The sequence below is a fragment of the Pedobacter sp. KACC 23697 genome (genome assembly GCF_045348445.1).
Taxonomy (GTDB): Bacteria; Bacteroidota; Bacteroidia; order Sphingobacteriales; family Sphingobacteriaceae; genus Pedobacter.
In genome coordinates this window covers 5,374,275-5,394,853 of the sequence record NZ_CP157485.1, presented here as the reverse complement: position 1 = coordinate 5,394,853, position 20,579 = coordinate 5,374,275, and the positions used below count along the sequence as shown (strand labels likewise).

Annotated in this window: 22 protein-coding genes; 4 read left to right on the top strand and 18 right to left on the bottom strand. The window is 38.3% G+C overall.

Going from position 1 to position 20,579, the window contains the following annotated elements; genetic code table 11:
- Positions 1-543: 543 nt before the first annotated feature.
- Positions 544-2,091: a methylmalonyl-CoA mutase gene (locus ABEG20_RS22170; RefSeq protein WP_406825381.1), complete on the bottom strand. Its 1,548-nt coding sequence runs from the start codon at positions 2,089-2,091 to the stop codon at positions 544-546.
- A gap of 157 nt (positions 2,092-2,248) precedes the next feature.
- A complete protein-coding gene (locus tag ABEG20_RS22165; RefSeq protein WP_406825380.1) occupies positions 2,249-2,779 on the bottom strand; it encodes a hypothetical protein in 531 nt (176 codons plus the stop codon).
- Positions 2,780-2,871: 92 nt separating this feature from the next.
- Here ABEG20_RS22165 and ABEG20_RS22160 point away from each other — a divergent pair, with 92 nt between their 5' ends.
- Both ABEG20_RS22160 and ABEG20_RS22155 read left to right on the top strand, forming a co-directional pair.
- Positions 2,872-3,225, top strand: a complete 354-nt coding sequence (locus ABEG20_RS22160; protein ID WP_406825379.1) for a HesB/IscA family protein — start codon at positions 2,872-2,874, stop codon at positions 3,223-3,225.
- Between the two features lie 150 nt (positions 3,226-3,375).
- Positions 3,376-4,605 (top strand): ABC transporter permease, encoded by a 1,230-nt coding sequence (locus ABEG20_RS22155; RefSeq protein WP_406825378.1) that lies wholly within the window; start codon positions 3,376-3,378, stop codon positions 4,603-4,605.
- A gap of 204 nt (positions 4,606-4,809) precedes the next feature.
- Here ABEG20_RS22155 and ABEG20_RS22150 read toward each other — a convergent pair whose 3' ends face one another.
- Genes ABEG20_RS22150 through ABEG20_RS22130 form a run of 5 tightly spaced genes read right to left on the bottom strand, consistent with a single transcriptional unit; the run spans position 4,810 to position 9,451 of the window.
- The gene (locus ABEG20_RS22150; RefSeq protein ID WP_406825377.1) at positions 4,810-5,550 is read right to left on the bottom strand and encodes a tyrosine-protein phosphatase; all 741 of its coding nucleotides are present in this window, start codon (positions 5,548-5,550) and stop codon (positions 4,810-4,812) included.
- 17 nt (positions 5,551-5,567) lie between these two features.
- Positions 5,568-6,125 (bottom strand): hypothetical protein, encoded by a 558-nt coding sequence (locus ABEG20_RS22145; protein WP_406825376.1) that lies wholly within the window; start codon positions 6,123-6,125, stop codon positions 5,568-5,570.
- A complete protein-coding gene (gene galE, locus ABEG20_RS22140; RefSeq protein WP_406825375.1) occupies positions 6,126-7,148 on the bottom strand; it encodes a UDP-glucose 4-epimerase GalE in 1,023 nt (340 codons plus the stop codon). It lies immediately after the preceding gene.
- A 1-nt stretch (position 7,149) separates the two neighbouring features.
- The gene (locus ABEG20_RS22135; protein WP_406825374.1) at positions 7,150-8,139 is read right to left on the bottom strand and encodes a UDP-glucuronic acid decarboxylase family protein; all 990 of its coding nucleotides are present in this window, start codon (positions 8,137-8,139) and stop codon (positions 7,150-7,152) included.
- Between the two features lies 1 nt (position 8,140).
- Complete coding sequence (locus ABEG20_RS22130) at positions 8,141-9,451, bottom strand: UDP-glucose dehydrogenase family protein (protein WP_406825373.1); 1,311 nt, start codon at positions 9,449-9,451, stop codon at positions 8,141-8,143.
- A 134-nt stretch (positions 9,452-9,585) separates the two neighbouring features.
- Between ABEG20_RS22130 and ABEG20_RS22125 the strand changes: the two genes are divergently transcribed.
- Complete coding sequence (locus ABEG20_RS22125; protein WP_406825372.1) at positions 9,586-10,818, top strand: 3-deoxy-D-manno-octulosonic acid transferase; 1,233 nt, start codon at positions 9,586-9,588, stop codon at positions 10,816-10,818.
- Here ABEG20_RS22125 and ABEG20_RS22120 read toward each other — a convergent pair.
- The 9 genes from ABEG20_RS22120 to ABEG20_RS22080 all read right to left on the bottom strand — a co-directional run bounded on the left by ABEG20_RS22120 (position 10,796) and on the right by ABEG20_RS22080 (position 17,614).
- Positions 10,796-11,302, bottom strand: coding sequence for a gluconokinase (locus tag ABEG20_RS22120; RefSeq protein WP_406825371.1), 507 nt, complete (start codon positions 11,300-11,302; stop codon positions 10,796-10,798). The two genes, ABEG20_RS22125 and ABEG20_RS22120, sit on opposite strands and share 23 nt — an antisense overlap.
- A 7-nt stretch (positions 11,303-11,309) precedes the next feature.
- Positions 11,310-12,320, bottom strand: a complete 1,011-nt coding sequence (gene hemH / locus ABEG20_RS22115; protein WP_406825370.1) for a ferrochelatase — start codon at positions 12,318-12,320, stop codon at positions 11,310-11,312.
- Positions 12,321-12,735: 415 nt separating this feature from the next.
- On the bottom strand, positions 12,736-13,410 hold the full coding sequence (locus ABEG20_RS22110) for a fatty acid desaturase (protein ID WP_406825369.1): 675 nt from the start codon (positions 13,408-13,410) through the stop codon (positions 12,736-12,738).
- A gap of 145 nt (positions 13,411-13,555) precedes the next feature.
- Positions 13,556-14,407, bottom strand: coding sequence for a 4-hydroxy-3-methylbut-2-enyl diphosphate reductase (locus ABEG20_RS22105; protein ID WP_406825368.1), 852 nt, complete (start codon positions 14,405-14,407; stop codon positions 13,556-13,558).
- 16 nt (positions 14,408-14,423) lie between these two features.
- Positions 14,424-14,564 (bottom strand): type II toxin-antitoxin system YoeB family toxin, encoded by a 141-nt coding sequence (locus ABEG20_RS22100; RefSeq protein ID WP_406825367.1) that lies wholly within the window; start codon positions 14,562-14,564, stop codon positions 14,424-14,426.
- Positions 14,565-14,645: 81 nt separating this feature from the next.
- Positions 14,646-15,320 (bottom strand): carotenoid biosynthesis protein, encoded by a 675-nt coding sequence (locus tag ABEG20_RS22095; protein WP_406825366.1) that lies wholly within the window; start codon positions 15,318-15,320, stop codon positions 14,646-14,648.
- The gene (locus ABEG20_RS22090; RefSeq protein WP_406825365.1) at positions 15,290-16,387 is read right to left on the bottom strand and encodes a glycosyltransferase; all 1,098 of its coding nucleotides are present in this window, start codon (positions 16,385-16,387) and stop codon (positions 15,290-15,292) included. The genes ABEG20_RS22095 and ABEG20_RS22090 overlap by 31 nt, the downstream gene beginning before the upstream one ends.
- Positions 16,384-17,007 carry a 1-acyl-sn-glycerol-3-phosphate acyltransferase gene (locus ABEG20_RS22085; RefSeq protein WP_406825364.1) on the bottom strand — a complete coding sequence of 208 codons (624 nt, stop codon included), beginning with the start codon at positions 17,005-17,007 and terminating at the stop codon, positions 16,384-16,386. The genes ABEG20_RS22090 and ABEG20_RS22085 overlap by 4 nt, the downstream gene beginning before the upstream one ends.
- Positions 17,008-17,107: 100 nt before the next feature.
- The gene (locus ABEG20_RS22080; RefSeq protein WP_406825363.1) at positions 17,108-17,614 is read right to left on the bottom strand and encodes a phosphoribosyltransferase family protein; all 507 of its coding nucleotides are present in this window, start codon (positions 17,612-17,614) and stop codon (positions 17,108-17,110) included.
- A gap of 192 nt (positions 17,615-17,806) precedes the next feature.
- On the opposite strand from ABEG20_RS22080, the gene ABEG20_RS22075 reads away from it, so the two are divergent.
- Positions 17,807-18,511, top strand: coding sequence for a head GIN domain-containing protein (locus ABEG20_RS22075; RefSeq protein ID WP_406825362.1), 705 nt, complete (start codon positions 17,807-17,809; stop codon positions 18,509-18,511).
- Between the two features lie 149 nt (positions 18,512-18,660).
- On the opposite strand, the gene ABEG20_RS22070 is transcribed toward ABEG20_RS22075, so the two are convergent.
- Positions 18,661-19,074 carry a hypothetical protein gene (locus ABEG20_RS22070; protein ID WP_406825361.1) on the bottom strand — a complete coding sequence of 138 codons (414 nt, stop codon included), beginning with the start codon at positions 19,072-19,074 and terminating at the stop codon, positions 18,661-18,663.
- Positions 19,075-19,145: 71 nt separating this feature from the next.
- Positions 19,146-20,558, bottom strand: coding sequence for a 23S rRNA (uracil(1939)-C(5))-methyltransferase RlmD (gene rlmD / locus ABEG20_RS22065; protein ID WP_406825360.1), 1,413 nt, complete (start codon positions 20,556-20,558; stop codon positions 19,146-19,148).
- Positions 20,559-20,579 lie beyond the last annotated feature (21 nt).

Sequence of the window (20,579 nt, the reverse complement as noted above, 5' to 3'; positions counted from 1 at the left end):
TGCGATTTCTATAATTTATTGGTTTACAGTACCTATTCGAATTAAAGGGATGGTCCGTTTAGGGACTACGAATATTGACAAAATTATCAACATTTTAAACAAAAATTTCAAATAAATCGTAACCTACTGATAAGGAATATAGTAGCCCGCTTAACCTCAATTTTTTATGTTGATAACTATTTATTAACACTGGTTATCCACATTAATTATTATTAATCATCAATATTTGTTCATCACTTCGAATCGCTGCTGAAAAAGCAAAATCCAAGCCATATTAGCTATCGGTTAACCGTTTTAGCATTATTAAATCTTAAATAAACTGAAAATCAAAGCCATAACTTTAATAAATTAATATCAATTCAGGAAAAACGATTAAAAAATTTCATTAAAAGTAATTATTGTATGAATTTTATGACAGTTTCAAACCCTATTTTTAACGTAAGCCAGGAGAATTTAGATTATTTCAAAGCCGCTCATCAAAAGCTGAATGCCACTAGTTTTGACTTATTACGAAGCCCCAGAAACAAGCAGTTTACTATTCATTTAATAAACACCAAAAGCATTTCTAAATACATCTGCAATTTCGCCAAGCGTTGCATATTTTTCAACGGCATCAATAATCAAAGGCATCAGATTAGCTTCGCCTTTTGCCGCTTCGCTCAATTGCTGCAGCGCCTGCTCAACCGCCACTTGGTTACGGGTTGATTTTAAATGATCAAGTTTTTCAGATTGCAGCTTGCGGATCGAATCATCTATATGGAATACCTCGGTTAAACCTTCCTCTTCCTGTGTAAACCTGTTAACACCGACCGAGATCCTTTCGCCACTTTCGATTTCTTTTTGATATTGATAAGCTGCACCAGCAATTTCATTTTGCATATAGTCGCTTTCGATGGCATTAACCGAGCCCCCCATAGCACCTATCCGATCGATATAAGCCCAGGCAGCAGCTTCTACTTCATCCGTTAAGCTTTCTACAAAAAACGATCCTGCCAATGGGTCTACCGTATCGGTAACTCCGCTCTCAAAGGCAATGATCTGTTGGGTACGCAAAGCAATTTTAGCCGCAGATTCTGTCGGGAGTGAAAGGGCTTCGTCATAGCCGTTGGTATGCAGTGACTGGGTTCCACCCAGAACCGCAGCCATGGCCTGGTTGCTTACCCTGATCACATTGTTTAAGGGTTGTTGCGCGGTTAAGGTTGAACCTCCGGTTTGGGTGTGGAACCTCAACATCTGGGCCTTTTCATCTGTAGCGCCCAAATCCTTGGTAATTTTCGCCCACATCCGCCTTGCGGCTCTGAATTTAGCTATTTCCTCAAAGAAATTATTATGGCAATTAAAGAAGAATGACAAACGTTTGGCAAAGATGTTTATATCTAAACCTTTGTCTAAGGCGGCTTTTAGATAAGTTTTGCCATTGGCCAAAGTAAAAGCAAGTTCTTGCACAGCGGTAGAGCCAGCTTCGCGAATATGGTAGCCGGAAATGGAAATGGTATTCCACTTTGGTACTTCTTTACTACAAAACTCAAATATATCGGTAATTAACCGCATGGATGGCTTTGGCGGATAAATGTATGTTCCTCTTGCTGCATACTCCTTCAGGATATCATTCTGTATCGTACCCGAAATCTGCTTTAAATCTGCACCTTGTTTTTTGGCCAGCGCAATATACATGGCTAATAAAATTGAAGCCGTTGCATTGATTGTCATCGAAGTCGTGATATTCTTCAGCTCTATACCATCAAATAAAATTTCGATATCCTTTAATGAATCAATAGCTACCCCCACTTTGCCTACTTCTCCATCAGCCATTTCATGATCAGAATCATAACCAATTTGCGTTGGAAGATCGAAAGCGACAGATAATCCGGTTGTTCCCTGAGCCAATAAATAGTGATAGCGCTTGTTTGATTCTTCGGCGGTCGAAAAACCGGCATACTGCCGCATCGTCCACAAGCGCCCGCGATACATATCCTTCTGGATTCCCCTGGTAAAAGGAAATTCTCCGGGTAGTTCTTCCATGGGCTTCGCTTCAGTATACAGCGGTTTTATTTCAATCCCCGAAGTAGTGCTATGCTTTCTCTCGCTCATATTTGGTTATTTTATTTGTTCAGTGGTTCATTGCCATTAATTCATTGGTCCTGTATAGGCTCATAGTCAACAGTTCATAGCTATGTTGGTAATGTTCAAACGGGTTAACCGGCTAACTGTAAAATTAGCGAATCGGATTTCAATTAACCGATTAACCTTAAAAAAGCATATGAATGTCTTTCTTGATTAACTCAATGGTTAAGTCGTATGGATTTTCATCTATACTGGCCATGTGCTGCAAAATTGCTTTGCTGAGTTCAATTCCACTCACATCAGCGGGTAAACCTTGTACTGCATTATTTACCATGGCAATGGTATCATCTTTTAATTTTCTTACCACCCCCCAGGTCACACTGTCTATATACAACTGTTGGGTAATGTTATGCTGATACTCTGAGCGGATTTCATTTAAAACACCAGCCTGTAAAGTGGCGATGGCAATTCCTTGCTGGTGTAAACGAACAAGTAAATTAGCTGGATTAATGCGATCAATAAATATAATTAAACGTTCGTGCGCCTGTAAGCGTAAGGGTAAAATATGCGCCCGGCTTTCTTTGTTCAGTTCTATGGTTTTTAAGTTAAAGAAACGTTGGATATCGTTCCTTAAAAGATAATAAACTGCCATTAACGCAATGAAAATGCCTGCAAATAAAATTATTATATCGGCTAAAATTTGTTGTATATTCATAAGTATTGTTTAAGTACAGTAATATTAACTGACCGTTAAAAGCAAAAATGTACATTATTATTTATATTTGTAACAGATAAAATTTAAATAACATGAGCACAACAGTTGATACAGCATTTGCACCGGTTACTTTTTCTGAAGGAGCAGCTAAAGAGTTATATAAATTAAAAGATCAGCAGGAGATTGGTGATGATTACGGGTTGCGCGTTGGCGTAGAAGGCGGTGGCTGTGCCGGCATGAATTACGTATTGGGTTTTGATCAGAAAAAAGATGGTGATCAGGAATTTCTGATCGATGGCATTAAGGTTTTCATGAATAAAGCACACCAGATGTACTTAATGGGGATGATGATCGACTGGCAGGATGGTTTAAATTCGCGTGGTTTTACTTTCATTAATCCCAATGCAACCAGTACTTGTGGCTGTGGTACGAGTTTCTCTGCATAAATAAAATATTATTGTAACATATCGTGCAGTCCCTTTGTCTAAACATTGGGACTTTTTTTATTTTTACATATAAAGGTTTAAGGCAAAAGGTGTAGGGTACAAGGCTAATCCCATCTTGATTCCCAATACTTGACTTGGCACTTACAATAAATGAATTACAGAGAAAACATCCGACTGTCATTAGAATCGATCAAAGCGAACCGCTTGCGCACAATGCTTACCGCCTTAATTATTGCCATTGGTTTAATGGCACTGGTGGGGATTTTAACCACGCTGGATGCTGTAAAAAAAAGTATGACAGATGCTTTTAGCAGCATGGGAGCCAACTCTTTCACCATCAGGAACCGTGGAACGGGAATCAGGATCGGAAATGGTAAAAGACCAAAACCTTTTAAAGCCATTCGTTATGAAGATGCCGTTAACTTTAAAGATAGCCTAAATACGCCTGCTACTGTAGCAGTAAGTGTTTTTGCCAGTAGTGGCTCTACTATAAAATACGGCAGTTTAAAAACCAACCCAAATATTAACGTTCAGGGAATTGATGAAAATGGTTTATCCGCGCAGGGTTTAAATCTCTCACAAGGAAGAAATTTTAGCGTTTCTGAAATACAGTTGGGAAGTAATGTTTGTATTGTTGGTGGAGAAGTAGTGGAGAAATTATTCAAAGACTCAGATCCCTTAGATAAGCTGATCAATGTAGGTAATAACCGGTTTAAAATTGTTGGCATATTAGAGAAAAAAGGATCGAGCATGGGCTTTAGTGGTGACAGGGCTGTTTATGTGCCTCTGCTAAAAGCGAAGCAGATCAATGCCAACGCCAACCCATCTTATACCATTACTGTAATGGTACCTAGCAATGATATGCAGGAAAACATTATTGGAGAATCTACTGCCCTATTCAGAAACATCCGTAAAGTAAAGGTAAACGAAACCAATAATTTCGAGATTACAAAGAGTGATGCCATTGCGCAAACATTATTTGAAAATCTGGCTTTTGTGGCTATTGGTGGTGTTGCAATCGGCATTATTACATTAATTGGCGCCTCAATAGGTTTAATGAATATCATGCTGGTATCAGTTACCGAGCGTACACGCGAAATTGGGATCCGTAAAGCAATTGGTGCCAATCCAAAAGTAATCCGTCGCCAGTTTTTAATTGAGGCCGTAGTCATCTGTTTAATTGGTGGCGTATTTGGTATTTTTCTCGGAATTGTTTTAGGAAACCTGATTTCCCTGGCTATGGGTGGTTCATTCTTAATTCCATGGTTGTTTATTATCGGCGGCTTTGTATTATGTGTATTTGTTGGAATCCTATCTGGCTATTATCCCGCTAAAAAAGCTTCAAGGCTAGATCCTGTAGAAGCGTTAAGGTATGAATAGAATTGGTTCATTAGTTCAGTGGTCAATGGTTTATTGGTTCATGTCCTAATGCGTTAACCGATTAACTGTTTAAATTGGTTAATTGTATAAACGAATTAGCCTGTCCACCTGCTTAGTCAACTAAGCTATCAATCATCGGCACATTGGATGTCAACCAATAGCATATAAAATATGCCGAACAAATGACAAGTGAACCAATGAACATTAAAGCAACACGTTATTAAGTTGATGTTGTGTAAGCAACTGTTGCATTGAGGGAGTGTTAAGGCTCTCTTCGAGCGCGGCGGCATGTTTTAAATGATGCATATCACTGCCCAAAAAATCGACCAGATGTTTATCTACCATGTCTTCTGCTGCTCTTTTTACTCCTGTACCATAATAACCCGTTAAAGCAATAGCATTTAACTGGAATAAACAGCCTGTTTCTCTGAGCTGATGATAGTTTTCAAAAGTTTTATGATAATACGAATACCTTTCTGGATGAGCTAAAACGGGTTTGTAACCAGCATCTTGCATCATTTTTATAAAATCAGTAAGATTTTGAGGCGGGTTGATATAGGAAAGTTCGAATAAAAGGTAGTTTTCTCCAAAAGTTAGCACCTCTTTCAGCCTGATTTTCTTCTCCAGCGTTTCATCCAGATAATATTCTGCGGCTGCATCTACCTTTAAATCGATTTCATGCTCTTCAAGCCCTTTTCTTAAAATATCCAAACCACGGTTAATGGAGTCTGGTGTATTACGAAAATAATCGGCCATGATATGTGGCGTGGCAATCAGTTTCTGATAACCTAAGGCTTTAAACTTTTTAGCCAGGAGCAATGCATCTTTTAGATTTTGTGCACCATCGTCAATCCCAGGGATAATATGGGAATGCATATCTGTCTTGATACCTGAAAAATTAAATTCGGGTACAATTTTTTTTTTCTTTTTAAATAATCCGAACATCACGATAGGTCATAGCTTTAACTGATCTCTTTTGGCAAATTACCAGCTTCTGCCGCACCAGCCAATTTAGAGGAATAGATTTTACCGAGCAACTGATTCAGACTTTCACTTAAATCAAACTGCAGGTCTTCATGAAGCTTTTTGAATTTATTTAAGGTTACCGCAACAGTTTTAATGTAATAAACACTAAAAAGCATCATAAAATCGCGATAACCAAAAGCTGATTTTTTATAATCTAAAGGGATGGCATTAAGAATAAACAGTTTTAGTTCTACTTCTCCTACAGGATCTTTTGTCACTTTATAAAAGTGATTAACAGCAGTAATCATTTTCCTTACTTTCACCAATGCCTCTTTGGCATTTAGTTTTTTCAGTTCAGGAATCTGTTCATCAACATCAGTTTTAATCCTTTCTTTACGATCTTCGAGATCGCTCACATCCTCTAACAATTTATAATGAAGATGTTCGGTAAGCACTTTATCTTTTGCTACCAAACGCAATAACAGCCTGTCTTTTTCTTTAACAGGCAGTCCGGTAATGGCAGCTTTTAAGTCTTTGTGTTCCGATAACTTCATTTAAAATGGATTAGCCTTAATATATTTTTCCCACTCCCAGGCCGAGCGCATCATTTCATTGATATCAAGGTTAGCTTTCCAGCCTAATTCTTTATTCGATTTTTGCACATCACCATAAATCTGAACAATATCTCCAGCCCTCCTCGGACCGATTTTATAATCCAGTTTTTCGCCGTTTACTTTTTCGAAAGCAGCGATAATTTCCAACACTGAAGATCCTTTACCTGTACCGATGTTGAAAACATCATAATTACCGTTCGGGTTTCCATCTTCTAATTTTTTTATAGCGGCAACATGTGCTTTTGCAAGATCTACCACATGGATATAATCACGGATGGCCGAACCATCTGGCGTATCATAATCATTGCCATAAACAGTAATCGGACCGCGTTTGCCAATGGCCGATTGGGTTATAAAAGGAACCAGATTTGCAGGCACCCCATTTGGCAGTTCGCCGATCAAAGCCGTTTCGTGCGCGCCAACCGGATTAAAATAACGTAAAGCAATTACATTTAAATCAGGTGTTACGGCAGCCGTTTCAGCTAAAATTTCTTCAGCAATCTGTTTGGTATTTCCATAAGGAGATTCTGCTTTCTGCACCGGTGCAGCTTCGGTTACAGGCAGGGTTTCTGGCTGCCCATAAACGGTACATGATGAAGAAAACACAAAATTAATTTTCCTGTTAAACGAGGTTAACAGGTTAATCAATCCGTAAAAGTTATTTTTATAATATTTTAACGGTTGCTCTACCGATTCGCCTACCGCCTTGGAAGCTGCAAAATGAATAATTCCATCAATATCGGTATGGTTTTCTGCAAACTCCTGTACGGCTTTTTCATCCCGGAGATCAATTTCGTGGAAATCAAACCATTTGCCGGTGATGGTATGCAACTGGGTTAAGATTTTGATGTTTGAGTTAGAAAGGTTATCGATAATGACAACTTCGTATCCTGCGTTGTGTAATTCTACTGCTGTGTGCGAACCGATGTATCCTGTTCCACCAGTAACTAATATTTTTGCCATTTTAACGGTTAAATGTGGTAAAGTCTTTATGATCAATTTTTGCCAGCGCCTCCGGAGGCAATGACTTAAAGTATTCGTATGTAATTTTTAAGCCTTCAGCACGGCCTATTTTTGGTTCCCAGCCCAATAGCTCTTTCGCTTTGGTAATATCTGGCCTGCGCTGTTTCGGGTCATCCTGTGGAAGTTCCTTATACACAATTTTTTGTGTGGTGCCTGTAAGTTTGATAATTTCCTCGCAGAACTGTTTAATGGTAATTTCATCGGGATTACCAATATTTACCGGTTGGGCATAGTCGCTCATCAACAAACGATAAATACCTTCGATCAGGTCATCTACATAACAAAAAGAGCGAGTCTGACTTCCATCGCCAAAAACAGTTAAATCTTCACCTCTTAAAGCCTGTCCGATAAAGGCAGGTAAAACCCGACCATCGTTCAGGCGCATCCTTGGCCCATAGGTATTAAAAATCCTTACGATCCTGGTTTCAACTCCATGGAAAGTATGGTACGCCATGGTAATAGCCTCTTGAAAACGTTTGGCCTCATCATAAACACCTCGGGGACCTACTGGATTTACGTTGCCCCAATATTCTTCTGGCTGTGGGTTTACATTAGGATCGCCATATACTTCGGAAGTTGACGCAATCAGCATCCTTGCATTTTTATTACGCGCCAATCCTAAAAGATTATGTGTACCCAAAGAGCCTACCTTAAGTGTTTGGATCGGGATTTTAAGATAGTCAATCGGACTTGCAGGTGAGGCGAAATGCAAGATATAGTCCAGTTTACCTGGAATATGAACAAATTTGGAAACATCGTGGTTGTAAAACTCAAAATTTTCCAGTTTGAACAAGTGTTCTATATTGGCCATATCCCCTGTAATCAGGTTATCCATCCCGATAACATGATAGCCTTCTTTTACAAAACGATCGCAAAGGTGCGAACCTAAAAATCCGGCAGCCCCCGTAATCAATATCCTTTTCTGCCCCATTTTAATCTATCAATTTTCTGCCAATACTATTATAATAATAGCCAAGATCGATCATTTTTTGCAGATCGTATAAATTCCGGCCATCAAAAACGATTTTATTTTTCAGGATGTTATCTATTTTGTCAAAATCAGGATTACGGAAAACCGACCATTCTGTTGCAATCAAGAGTGCATCAGCACCTTCTAAAGCTTCGTATTGGTTTTTAGCGTAGCTTACCTTATCGCCGATAACATTTTTCACATTGGCCATTGCCTCCGGATCAAAAACAGAAACAGTAGCTCCATTCTTCACCAGCTCATCGATAATGTATAAGGCCGGTGCCTCGCGGATATCGTCCGTTTCTGGCTTAAAGGCCAACCCCCACAATGCAAAATGTTTGCCTTTTATATCGCCTTTATAGTATTTCAATACCTTATCAACAAGGACTGTTTTTTGCTTTTCGTTAACTTCCATTACCGATTTCAGAATCTGAAAATCGTAGGCATAATCATCAGATGATTTAACCAAAGCCTGAACATCTTTAGGAAAACATGAACCACCGTAACCTACACCGGGAAAAAGGAACCGTTTACCAATACGCTCGTCAGAACCGATCCCTCTTCTTACTGCATCTACATCAGCGCCTACCAGTTCGCAAAGGTTTGCAATCTCGTTCATGAAAGTGATTTTAGTGGCAAGGAAGGAATTTGCCGCATACTTGGTCAGCTCAGACGAGCGCTCATCCATAAAAAGAATCGGATTACCCTGGCGCACGTAAGGCCCATATAGTTCGGCCATTAATTTCTTAGCCTTTTCGCTTTTTGTACCCAATATCACGCGGTCTGGTTTCATAAAGTCATCAACTGCTACACCTTCCCTTAAAAATTCAGGATTAGAAACCACATCTACTTCAACAGAAGTATTTTCGGCAAAAACAGCTTTTACCTTATCTGCAGTACCTACCGGAACGGTTGACTTATTTACGATTACTTTATATTCAGTAATCAGTTTGGAGATATCTTTGGCAGCACCCAGAATATAAGATAGATCGGCTGCACCATCACCGCCCGGCGGCGTTGGCAATGCCATAAAAATAATCTGTGCTTCTTCTACCGCATCAGCAAGATTGGTGGTAAAGGTTAATCTTTCCTGTTCGATATTTCTATGGAACAAAAGATCTAAACCAGGTTCGTAGATCGGCACTTCGCCAGCCTGCATCTGTTTTACCTTTGCTTCATTAATATCAACACATATTACATCATTTCCTGTTTCTGCTAAACAAGTTCCGGTAACTAAACCTACATATCCAGTACCAATAACGGCTATCTTCATCTGTTAATTTATTTTTATCAGCTACAAACCACACCACAATTTTATTTATTCAGTTGGAATACCAGGTAAAATTGTGTGGCCTCCATATATTTTTAAGCTTTTTAAATATATTCGTTTTATCTTGGCACGAAGATATGAAATTACTTTACATCATCGGAATCTGGGGCTACACTTTACTCATCAGGATATTCTCATTATTTAATCCTAAAGCCAGGCTGTTTATCAACGGCCGCAAAAATATCTTCACCTTAATTACCCGGAAAATTAATCCTGCCGAAAAACATATATGGTTCCATTTTGCTTCTCTAGGCGAATTTGAACAAGGTCGGCCGGTTTTAGAAAAGATGAAAGCCCTTTATCCGGCAAAGAAAATGATAGTTACTTTTTTTTCACCTTCGGGTTATGAAATCAGAAAAAACTATGCCCTGGCTGACGTATTTTATCTCCCCATTGATACTGCTGCTAATGCCAAACGTTTTATAGCCAGCATTAACCCGGAAATGGCGATTTTTACCAAATATGAATTCTGGCATTTCTATTTTAAGGAATTAAAAGAACAGGGTATTCCTTTGTATGTGATTTCTGGAATTTTTAGAGAAAGCCAGGCATTTTTTAAATGGTATGGCAGCTTTTACCGCAATATTTTAAAATCTGTTACGTACTTTTTTGTACAAAATAAAGAGAGCGAAAACCTTTTAAATTCAATCGGATTAAATCATGTAACCATAAGTGGTGATACCCGTTTCGACAGGGTTTATGAAAATGCACAATCGCCAAAGCGGCTCAACCTCATTGAAAGCTTTATTGGTAACGCTCCTACTTTAGTTTGCGGAAGTACCTGGCCCGAAGATGAAAAAATATTATCGGCCTTGCCACAGAAATATCCAGATTGGAAATTTATCATTGCCCCGCATGAGATCCATGAAAGCCATATTGAAAGTATAGAGAAACAGTTTTCAGTTAACAGTGTCCGGTTTTCAGTTTTCAGTGCTGACCCCAAAGCCCTAAACGCTAAACCCCAAACGCTTATCATCGATAACATCGGTATGCTTTCCTCATTATATCAATACGGAAAAGTGGCTTACATTGGTGGTGGTTTTGGAACGGGGATTCATAATACTTTAGAGGCCGCGGCATTTGGAATGCCGGTAATTTTCGGACCTAAATACGATAAATTTCAGGAGGCAAAAGATCTTATTGCCATTGGTGCAGCCAAAAGTATATCCTCAACTAAAGAACTAACTGATGCCTTTAATGCTTTCTCAAATAACCAACATGCTGCCGATGCAGCGAGAAAATATGTGGAGGATAAAAAAGGGTCAACCGATCAGATTATTTCGGTAATTACGAAATCAGATCAGCCTTAACAATTTCTTCAACTATTTCAGGGATACCTTGGTCGATGGAAACCGTAAATACATCCGGCTCATCTGCCTGTGGCTCTTCCAAAGTTGCAAACTGACTTTGCAATAAGCTGGAAGGCATGTATTGGTGGGCACGTTTAACAATCCTATCGTGGATCAAATCGAAACTTCCTTTTAGATAAACAAAACGTATTGATTGGTTATCCACTCTCAACAGATCGCGGTAAGACTTTTTAAGCGCAGAACAGGCAATGATACAATTACCTCCATTGTCAGCATGTTCACGGCCAACTTTAGCAATTAATTGTAGCCAATCTAACCGATCAGCATCTGTTAACGGAATTCCGGCTGCCATTTTATCTACATTCCGTTGCGAATGCAGGTTATCGCCATCTATAAATTCTGCATTTATTTTTGGCGCCAAAGCTTTTCCGATTACTGTTTTACCACTTCCTGAAACGCCCATCAAAATAATAAAACTTCCCATCGTTAATTTATTTTACCATTCCGGCTAAAGCCTCAATAAATACAGGACTATCATTTAAACTTTCAACCAACTGAACATGCTCGCCACCTAAAGTTTTAAATTCTTCGTGGTACTCTACAGTGATTTCATAAAGCGTTTCCAAACAATCGGCCACAAAAGCCGGACTAAAAACTAAAAGACGTTTTTTGCCCTCGGCAGCCAATTTCTTTAACACATCGGTAGTGTAAGGCTGTACCCATGGCTCCTTACCTAAACGCGATTGGAAACAAACGGTATATTGATCTTTAGATAAATTTAATTCTCTGGCGATTAACCTGGCGGTATCATGTCCCTGTGCAGAATAGCAGAATTTATTGGTATCATTTAAGGTTTGGCAGCAGTCGGCAGTTTTTAAACAATAATTTCCGGTGTGATCGCATCTTAAAAGTTGACGCTCAGGTAAGCCGTGGAAGCTGAACAATACATGATCATAACTTTCGACGTGGTGTTTTCTGGCATTTTCGGCAAAAACTTTGATCATTAATTCGTTATCATGGAATGAATTAATGAATGAGATCGGAGGAACGGTCGGCCATTTGCTCACCAATTCCATTACCAGTTGCATTACCGAACCAGTACTGGCAGAAGCATATTGCGGAAACATCGGGATTACCTGAATACTTTCTACCAAACCTGCTTTTAGATTTGACAGCGCGGATGCAATAGATGGACTTTGGTAACGCATAGCCAGTTCTACATGGTAATCATCACCCAGCCTTTCCTGAAGCATTTTAGCCTGTAACCTGCTGTAGAATAATAATGGCGAACCATTTTCGTTCCAGATTTCTTTGTATAACTTAGCAGTTTTAGGACTACGGAAGGGAACAATAATACCTTTAACCAATAATGTTCTGTTCAGTTTAGGAATATCGATTACCCGTTCATCCATCAAAAATTGATCTAGGTATTTTCTTACATCGGCTGTTGCCGGACTATCGGGTGTTCCTAAATTTACCAGTAAAATTCCCTTTTTGCTCATCTATAAAGAAATATGTTTTGTGGATGCAAATATCGCCTTTTTATTGTTTTTTCACTAAGCTAAAAATATGATTGCCGACATTTTTAAGTCAAAAAAAGCTTGTATTATTATAAGAAAAGCTAATGCAGCGGTTCTATTTAAGTTTAGTACTGCCTTCCCTGCAATCTTTTTGTGGCCGGTATTGCTATTTTTAATGGGTATACGACAAAAAGGATTTTTGTCCAGTCAGGTTTATAAACCTGGTTTGGTGCAGATTACAAAAGCCTGCCTGATCCGTTAGTTTTCCAATGTGCTGTCAGATATTACCCGGAAGTTAGCCTAAATAAGAGAACATCATAAAAATCAAAAGATAGCAAGTCAGAAGGCTTAACCTGGTGTCAGATGTCAACATCTGGCACCACTCCTAATGATATGGTTATCCTTTTGTTTTATAAAGCTGCCACCAGGGCATTCCTGGTTTTTGATGATGCTCATAGTGATAACCAAAAAAGTAACAGGTTATAAAAGCTACAAAATGGTTTTTCTGTAAAGTATTAGAGTGGTATTCATTATCATGTTCACCTTTGTGCGGTAGATATGTACCAAAATAAAACAACTGAAAAGTGCTTAGTAAGGATGGCAACACCCAAAATAATAACAGATTTTTTTCATCAACCCAAATTTTCAACACATTAAAGGCTATGGCCATAATAACCAATTGGATAATGGAAACATAATTTAACATGAAACGGAAGTACCATTTCCAAAAGCCATGTGGTGCAAAATCCGGATCGTTTTCGGTATGTACATGACGGTGGTGCTGGTGATGCTTCGCATACAAACGGTTGTAAAAGAAACCTGCGTAAAGAAAAACGGAAAGATAGCCAATAAAATTATTTGCTTTTTGGTTCGGCGATATGGTTCCGTGCATGGCATCGTGAGCGGTAATAAATAAACCGGTGTACAAATGCATCTGAACAAAAACCATCAGATAAACCAAGGGATTGCTCCAGTTAAAACGCCAGTTTAACAAAAAAAAGAGAGAAGTAAACCAACAGGCCATTACGGTTAACGCAACCAGAATTCCGGTATATGGGTTTATCTTTTTCAATTTATATTACTATAATCACCGTCATCTCGAGCGAAGTGCAACGAAGTCGGGAGATCTATCAAAACAGATCTCTCCGTTCAACTGCGAGATAACGATTCTACTATGTAAATCTATCTATTAATACTTATTTAGATCTTCTTACCATCTAATACTGCTCTAATGCAGCTTTTACCTTCTCCATTAACCACATCGGTGTAGAAGTTGCCCCACAAATACCTACTTTATCATTTTCATTAAACCAGGTTTTGTCTAACTCTTCTACATTCGAAATGAAATAAGAATGATCATTGTGTTTTTTACAAACATCGTAAAGCACCTTTCCGTTCGAAGATTTCTTTCCGGAAACGAAAACGATTTTATCGTAATGACTTACAAAATCTTCGAGTTCTTCGTAGCGGTTAGATACTTGCCTGCAAATGGTATCGTTAGCCTTAACTTCATAACCACGGCTCAATAATTCATCTTTAATGTGATAGAATTTATCGGTGCTTTTAGTAGTTTGACTATATAACGTAAATTTAGCGGGGAGTTCAACATTATCCAATTCGGCCAAATCCTGAAAAACAATGGCCTTACCATCCGTTTGCCCCTGTAATCCAATTACTTCTGCATGGCCATGCTTACCAAAAATAAGGACCTGCTCATCTTCATCATGCGAATTTTTAATCCTGTTCTGTAATTTCAGCACAACAGGACACGAAGCATCTATTAATGTCAGGTTATTTTCTAAAGCCAGTTGATAGGTTGAGGGGGCCTCACCATGTGCCCTGATTAAAACCTTTTCGTCTCTTAAGTTTTTTAACACTTCGTGATCGATGATTTTTAATCCGCGGTTGGTTAAACGCTCTACTTCTTCATCATTATGCACAATATCGCCAAGGCAATATAAATAACCCTCGTTATCCAAAATATCTTCAGCCATTTCTATCGCATACACTACGCCAAAGCAAAAGCCTGATGATTTATCGATGTTGACCTGTAAGTTTAAATTGCTCATTTGTTTTTAGGATTAGTTATTTATCGCCATAATGTCCCTTTGCAGAAATTACAAATACTGTAATAATCTCTTCATCTATCCTATAGACTAACCTATCTTTTTTATTTATCTGTTGCGACCAATAGCCTGGAAATTCAACGCTTGTACACGGCCTCAACTGCCAAAAGTTGTTTTTTAGTTTTAGGCTGTACGATTAATGTTTCCATGTTATAAAGTTAATTAAAATAACCTCACAAAATTAAGTAAAAATATTTGTTCCGGTTGTCATATATAAGACAACAAAAAAGATTAGCTGGGAGGCAAACATGGCCACACCAATATATTTCTGTTGCTTTAGGCCTAAAGCATAGTAAAACTTCAATAAGATGACGGAAACAATAAACCAGGCTACATAATTTTGAACCGGAATTTCGTGCCAATCCCACTGCCAGTAGTTAAATTTCATGGCCACAGGCTCTAAGAAGAAATCAAAACTAACCAGTATAAGTGCACCCAGCACAGAAGCCAGAATACTATGCCTGATTTTCATGCTTTTCATCATTTGCCCAATGCTGAAAATAAGGATTACCCAATTTACTCCCATTAATAATGGAACAGCAGCAACCTTATAACCCAATGTATCACCGTAATAATAGCTGCCAAATATTTTTCCGGTATGCACACCCAATACCTCGACCAAAAAGCCACAGAGAAACACACCTGAAACGAATAGCAATAATCGTTTCACATCCGCATTGTACGAAAAAACAATTACGGCAAACATCAGCAATAAATGAAAGGGTACTAGTTTGATAAAATAAGGCTGTGCGGCTGGGATTAAGAAGCCAAACAAGCCAACTACATGAAAAACGACAATTATTGCTACCGCAATCCTTTTAATCTTTAAATCGTTTTGATCGTTCTGCCCTTCCATGTGCTCGTTTTAAAAATATGTTTTTTTATAGAAATGAGTGAAATGATTAAGAAGAACAACATCTGTAAAGGATGTAGAACCAGATTTATCAAAACATGCTGTCCAGATAAATAGGAAATCATCATTCTGCTTAATACTATTAAAGTTAATGGTAATACAAGTAAAGCAACATTAAAGTTTAAGATTAAAATCAATGGCCCTACGGTTACCAAAAGCTGGTAAAGTAATAATATTATGATGTTATTACCAAAACCTGCTAATAAATTTTTACTAAAGCCATTTAAGCTTTCGGTTAAATTCTTATACATTCTGCAATAAATCAACCCGTTGGCCAAAAGTGCTTCTGCATTAAATTTTTGCTGTTTTACCAATTTCATAATCTCCACATCTTCTACTACCTGGTTTTTAACCCGCTCATGCCAATTGTTTTCTCTGTAAGAATTGGCATTAAAAAACATACATTGTCCGCTGGCCGCTGCAAAAGCCGGATTTTTAGAAAGTTTTACCAAACGCAAAGGCAATAAATTCAACAAGATAAAATGCATTAAGGGTACCGTTAACCATTCGCCTATCGATTTCATCGTTTGATTGGTGAAAACACTGAGCAAAGCCAGGTTTCCAATTTCCATCCGGCTGATGAGGCTATTGATCAATCCTCTTTTAATTGTTTCATCAGCATCGATAAACAAAAAGTATTTACCGGTTGCCAATTCGCTAAGCTGCTGGCAGGCATAGTTTTTCCCCAGCCAGTTTGGAGGTAACTCCTTACCGCTTATCACGCTGAATTTTGGATTGCTATGGCAAAATTTTTCGACAAGCCCGAATGTATGATCACTACTGTTATCATCCAAAACAATAACCTCATAATCGGTATAATCCTGATCTTTTATCGAAACGAGCAATTCTAAAATATTCTCCGCCTCATTTCTGGCGGGGATCAGGATCGAAACCTGATCATGATGGTGTTTAACTACTCTTGGCAACTTTGGGTTAGAGAGGAAATTGAAAACAGTAACCGAAAACCGGATCACCAAAAAAATCAAAACGGCATAAATAAAAATCGTCATTCAATTAGCTGATTTTGTTTAATAACCGATTGATCATAATGTTTATTATACGCGCTCTTTAACAATTGCAAACTCACATACGCTTCGTTCTCCCAATGCTGCAGATAAGTGTAGGCTGTTGGTTTTCTTTTCGCAAAATAATCGATAAAGGTAGCCGCAAAAATGATATTGATTTTTTTCTGACTGGCATTAATGATCTGCATGATCCCTTTTTCAAAACTAATGCCCTTTAAATGATTAGAGTATAATTTTCCCTGCGGAAATACCAATACTAAATTTGCAGGATTATCTAACAGTTTGCCAGCATAATTAAGCGTTTCTAAGATGTCTTTACCTTTATTTTCGGCAGCAAAAGCGCCAAGATATTTTAAGAAACCTATTTTAGTATAGTTTTCGGCATTCACCAAAACATGAAACTGTTTCTTTAATATTTTTTTATTGATGTAAAACAAAAAAAAGCCATCCCACCAGCTGAAATGATTGGCCAAAATCAGAACAGAAGAATCAGAATTGGTTTCCACTGCATTATAATTGAATGCTGCAAAATCTTTTTTGATGATAAATTGAATGTACCAGGAGAAAAAGCTGAAAATCAAATTATTTTTTCTGGGCTGATACATTTCGGGAAATTGCAAAAAATTGAGGTGAATTGCAAATTTTCGTCGTTATTCACTTATATTATCCCATCCACCATCATAGCCCTTCCATCTTACATCCACCCTAGCTCAAATAAACCCGATCTTCTTCGCCTTCCACATCCATCACTACATCTACATGCTCTTTTAAGATGGTGGCGAGTTCAAGTCCGACAAAATCAGTTGCGATAGGGAAAATTTTATGGCTACGGTCTACAAGTACCACAGTGCGGATTTTTTTATGCGGGGTATTTAGGAAAACACCCAGGCCATAGGCCAAAGTTTTACCACTGTTTAGCACGTCGTCAACGATAATGATCACTTTATTTCTCCAATGGCTTTCATCGAGATCGGTTGAAGCAACCAACTTGCTGCTCTCCTTTTGCAGATCGATGCGCAGCAAGGTTAATTTAAAGCCAGAAATTTTCCTAAGTACCTTTTCTAATCTTAATGCCAATTTGTAGCCGCGGTCCCATATACCCGCCAATACAATTTCTTTCTCATTTAGGTTATCTTCCAAAATCTGATAAGCGATACGATCTATTTTCTGCTGAATTTGTTTCTTGTTAAGGATAAGTAATTGCGATGCCATTGTATAATAGGATTGAATACAAAAAGAACGATTTTAAGCATGAAATTCAAACTATTTGAAAAATAATTTCGGCTGCTTGCAACGTTTTCATCAGAGATGCGTCTAATATCTATAACCAAAACACAAAACCGAAGCCCTTATTACGCAATATCGTGTAATGATGGCTTCAGAATCATTTAACAAAGAACGACTATGAAAATCCTTATCCGATCATCTGCCATTTTCTTGATCACAATAACCAGCTATATAGCTAAGGCACAGGAAACTAAAAGCTTTACAGCTAAAAACTTTACTAGCATTGGGGTAAGCAGCGGAATTGACCTATACTTAACCCAGGGAAGTAGCGAAAGCGTGAGCATAAAATCTGATTCGGAAACATTAAAAGATATTGTTGTGGAACAAAACGGCAGCAATGTTACCATAAAATTTAAAGATGGCATCAAATGGGGTGGCATGTTTAAAAACCGTACCATTAAAGCTTATGTAAGTTTCAAAAGCCTAAGTGCAATTGCAGCTTCAGGAGGGTCAGATGTTTTTACACAAAACCAGATCAAAACCGATAAACTTGCGGTACGCTCTTCCGGGGGATCAGATTTAAAACTTAATGTTGTTTGTAAAGATTTATCTATTCAATCGAGCGGAGGAAGCGACATCGATTTAAAAGGAAAAGCAGAAAATATGACCATTCAATCCAGTGGTGGTAGCGATATCGACGCTTATGAGTTAATTACAGATTATGCAAAAGTGCAGGCTTCCGGCGGTTCTGATGTCAATATTTATGTAAATAAAGGTTTAGAGGCCAGTGCCAGTGGCGGTGGCGACGTGAGTTACAAAGGAAACGCTTCACTCAAAAAAACATCAAGTTCAAAAAGCGGAGATGTGCACCACGTAAATTAAAAGCTTAGTTTAGTTAATAATAATGCGCTGCTTTGTGGATGCAAAGCGGCGTTTTTTATATAAAGATTTAACTGATTGAAGGATTACAACGATGGTAATTCCTGATACGCACAGACTTTAGCTTTAAACTAAGTACTGTAGACCAGCCCCTACCTTCCACCTTTTTTATATGGGTAATAAATAAAGTTAGCACCTTCCGGAACGATCACAAATACACACATATAATCTTCCGGTTTCTTATATACCTTTAAGAAAGGTTCTTTTTTCTCCTTGCTGATAATTCCTTTTTCTACAAACTCTTCCAAGGTAGAGGCTTGTATGGTCCAATTCGTATTGAGTTCTTCTTTGTTTAAGATAAGTTCGCCAATGTTTACCTCATGTTGGTGCGCAATAAAAATCGGGTGTACTGAAATACCTTCAACCATAATTTCAATTGCTACTTCTTTAATTGCATCGGCATAAAACTCCAGGTCTTTTTCTAAGCTTACCAGCGGACTTTCCTGCTTCTTTTGTGGTGTTCCGTTTTCCTCGGGCGTTGCGCCTAATAATTCTTCTCTATCCATTTTTTTATCATTGAAAGGTTTAAATGTTGAAACGTTTTAAAATTCCAACATATATCTTCCATTTTTACATCTTAAGCCTTCAACTTCAAAAGCACTACATTTTCTACATGTTGTGTATGCGGAAACATATCTACCGGCTTAATGCGGGCAACATCGTATTTTTCTTTTAACAATTCGAGGTCTCTGGCCTGGGTTGCGGCATTACAGCTCACGTAAACAATTTTTTCTGCTTCCATTTCCAATAATCTTTGGACAACATCTGCATGCATACCAGCACGTGGCGGATCTGTGATCACTACATCAGGCTTACCATGCGCCAATATAAATTCTGAAGTAAGAATATCTTTCATATCGCCGGCATAAAAGATCGTATTATCAATGCCATTAAGCCCGGAGTTGAATTTAGCATCTTCAATCGCAGTTGGTACATACTCTACACCTACCACTTGCTTTACATTTTTAGCCACAAAGTTGGCAATGGTACCTGCTCCGGTATATAAATCATAAACCAGTTCGTCTCCCTTAAATCCCGCAAAATCCCTGGTTATTTTATATAGTTCGAAGGCTTGTTCAGAATTGGTCTGATAAAAAGATTTGACCCCAATTTTAAAGCGGATGCCATCCATTTCTTCGAAAATATGATCACGGCCCGAAAAAACTACTACATCCTGATCAAAAATGGTATCGTTTTTCTTTTGGTTAACGATATATAAAAGTGAAGTAATCTGAGGAAATTCAGATTTCAGGAAACTCATCAAACCATCAATCTGTGCTGGCTCCGGATATGCGAAGACTACTGCCACCATTACTTCTCCTGTGCTGGAAGTACGGATAATGAGGTTACGCAAAACACCTTCATGGTTGCGGAGATCGTAAAAAGACAGTCCATTTTCCAATGCATATTGACGTACAGCATTTCTGATCGAATTAGAAGGTTCACCCTGCAGGTAACAGTGCTCAATGTCTAAGATTTTATCGAAACGCAGGGGTACGTGGAAACCCAGCGCGTTCATATCAAAATCTTCATCGCGTTCTACATCCGTTTTTTCCAACCAACGTTTATTGGAAAAAGTAAATTCTAATTTATTACGGTAATATCTGTTTTTTACCGAACCCAGAATAGGTTCTGCTCCTGATGTATCTATTTTACCTAAACGTTGTAAAGCAGCCTCAACATTTTTCTGCTTAAACTTCAATTGCGCATCGTAACCCATGTGCTGCCATTTGCAGCCTCCACAGGTTCCGAAATGAGGGCAAAAAGGATCTGTACGGAGTTCTGATTTTGTATGCAGCTGCTCGATGATTGCTTCGGCAAAATTCTTTTTCTTTTTGGTCAGACGTACATCTACCACATCACCAGGAACAGCTTTGTCTACAAAAATGACCAATTCATCAGCCTTGCCAACACCTTTCCCTTCTTCAGCAATATCAATTATTTGTACGTTTGGAACAATAGTTACCGTACCAGGTTTTCTTCTACTCATTATTTTGCAAAGATAGAAAAA

Bases quoted from the DNA above. Each gene is read 5' to 3' on its own strand.
- galE (WP_406825375.1), bottom strand. From the start codon at position 7,148: ATGGCAAAAATATTAGTTACTGGTGGAACAGGATACATCGGTTCGCAC.
- ABEG20_RS22130 (WP_406825373.1), bottom strand. From the start codon at position 9,451: ATGAAGATAGCCGTTATTGGTACTGGATATGTAGGTTTAGTTACCGGA.
- ABEG20_RS22165 (WP_406825380.1), bottom strand. From the start codon at position 2,779: ATGAATATACAACAAATTTTAGCCGATATAATAATTTTATTTGCAGGC.
- ABEG20_RS22170 (WP_406825381.1), bottom strand. From the start codon at position 2,091: ATGAGCGAGAGAAAGCATAGCACTACTTCGGGGATTGAAATAAAACCG.
- ABEG20_RS22120 (WP_406825371.1), bottom strand. From the start codon at position 11,302: ATGGGAAGTTTTATTATTTTGATGGGCGTTTCAGGAAGTGGTAAAACA.
- ABEG20_RS22155 (WP_406825378.1), top strand. From the start codon at position 3,376: ATGAATTACAGAGAAAACATCCGACTGTCATTAGAATCGATCAAAGCG.
- hemH (WP_406825370.1), bottom strand. From the start codon at position 12,320: ATGAGCAAAAAGGGAATTTTACTGGTAAATTTAGGAACACCCGATAGT.
- ABEG20_RS22075 (WP_406825362.1), top strand. From the start codon at position 17,807: ATGAAAATCCTTATCCGATCATCTGCCATTTTCTTGATCACAATAACC.
- ABEG20_RS22105 (WP_406825368.1), bottom strand. From the start codon at position 14,407: ATGAGCAATTTAAACTTACAGGTCAACATCGATAAATCATCAGGCTTT.
- ABEG20_RS22150 (WP_406825377.1), bottom strand. From the start codon at position 5,550: ATGTTCGGATTATTTAAAAAGAAAAAAAAAATTGTACCCGAATTTAAT.
- ABEG20_RS22095 (WP_406825366.1), bottom strand. From the start codon at position 15,320: ATGGAAGGGCAGAACGATCAAAACGATTTAAAGATTAAAAGGATTGCG.
- ABEG20_RS22160 (WP_406825379.1), top strand. From the start codon at position 2,872: ATGAGCACAACAGTTGATACAGCATTTGCACCGGTTACTTTTTCTGAA.
- ABEG20_RS22135 (WP_406825374.1), bottom strand. From the start codon at position 8,139: ATGGGGCAGAAAAGGATATTGATTACGGGGGCTGCCGGATTTTTAGGT.
- ABEG20_RS22085 (WP_406825364.1), bottom strand. From the start codon at position 17,007: ATGTATCAGCCCAGAAAAAATAATTTGATTTTCAGCTTTTTCTCCTGG.
- ABEG20_RS22125 (WP_406825372.1), top strand. From the start codon at position 9,586: ATGAAATTACTTTACATCATCGGAATCTGGGGCTACACTTTACTCATC.
- ABEG20_RS22070 (WP_406825361.1), bottom strand. From the start codon at position 19,074: ATGGATAGAGAAGAATTATTAGGCGCAACGCCCGAGGAAAACGGAACA.
- rlmD (WP_406825360.1), bottom strand. From the start codon at position 20,558: ATGAGTAGAAGAAAACCTGGTACGGTAACTATTGTTCCAAACGTACAA.
- ABEG20_RS22145 (WP_406825376.1), bottom strand. From the start codon at position 6,125: ATGAAGTTATCGGAACACAAAGACTTAAAAGCTGCCATTACCGGACTG.
- ABEG20_RS22080 (WP_406825363.1), bottom strand. From the start codon at position 17,614: ATGGCATCGCAATTACTTATCCTTAACAAGAAACAAATTCAGCAGAAA.
- ABEG20_RS22090 (WP_406825365.1), bottom strand. From the start codon at position 16,387: ATGACGATTTTTATTTATGCCGTTTTGATTTTTTTGGTGATCCGGTTT.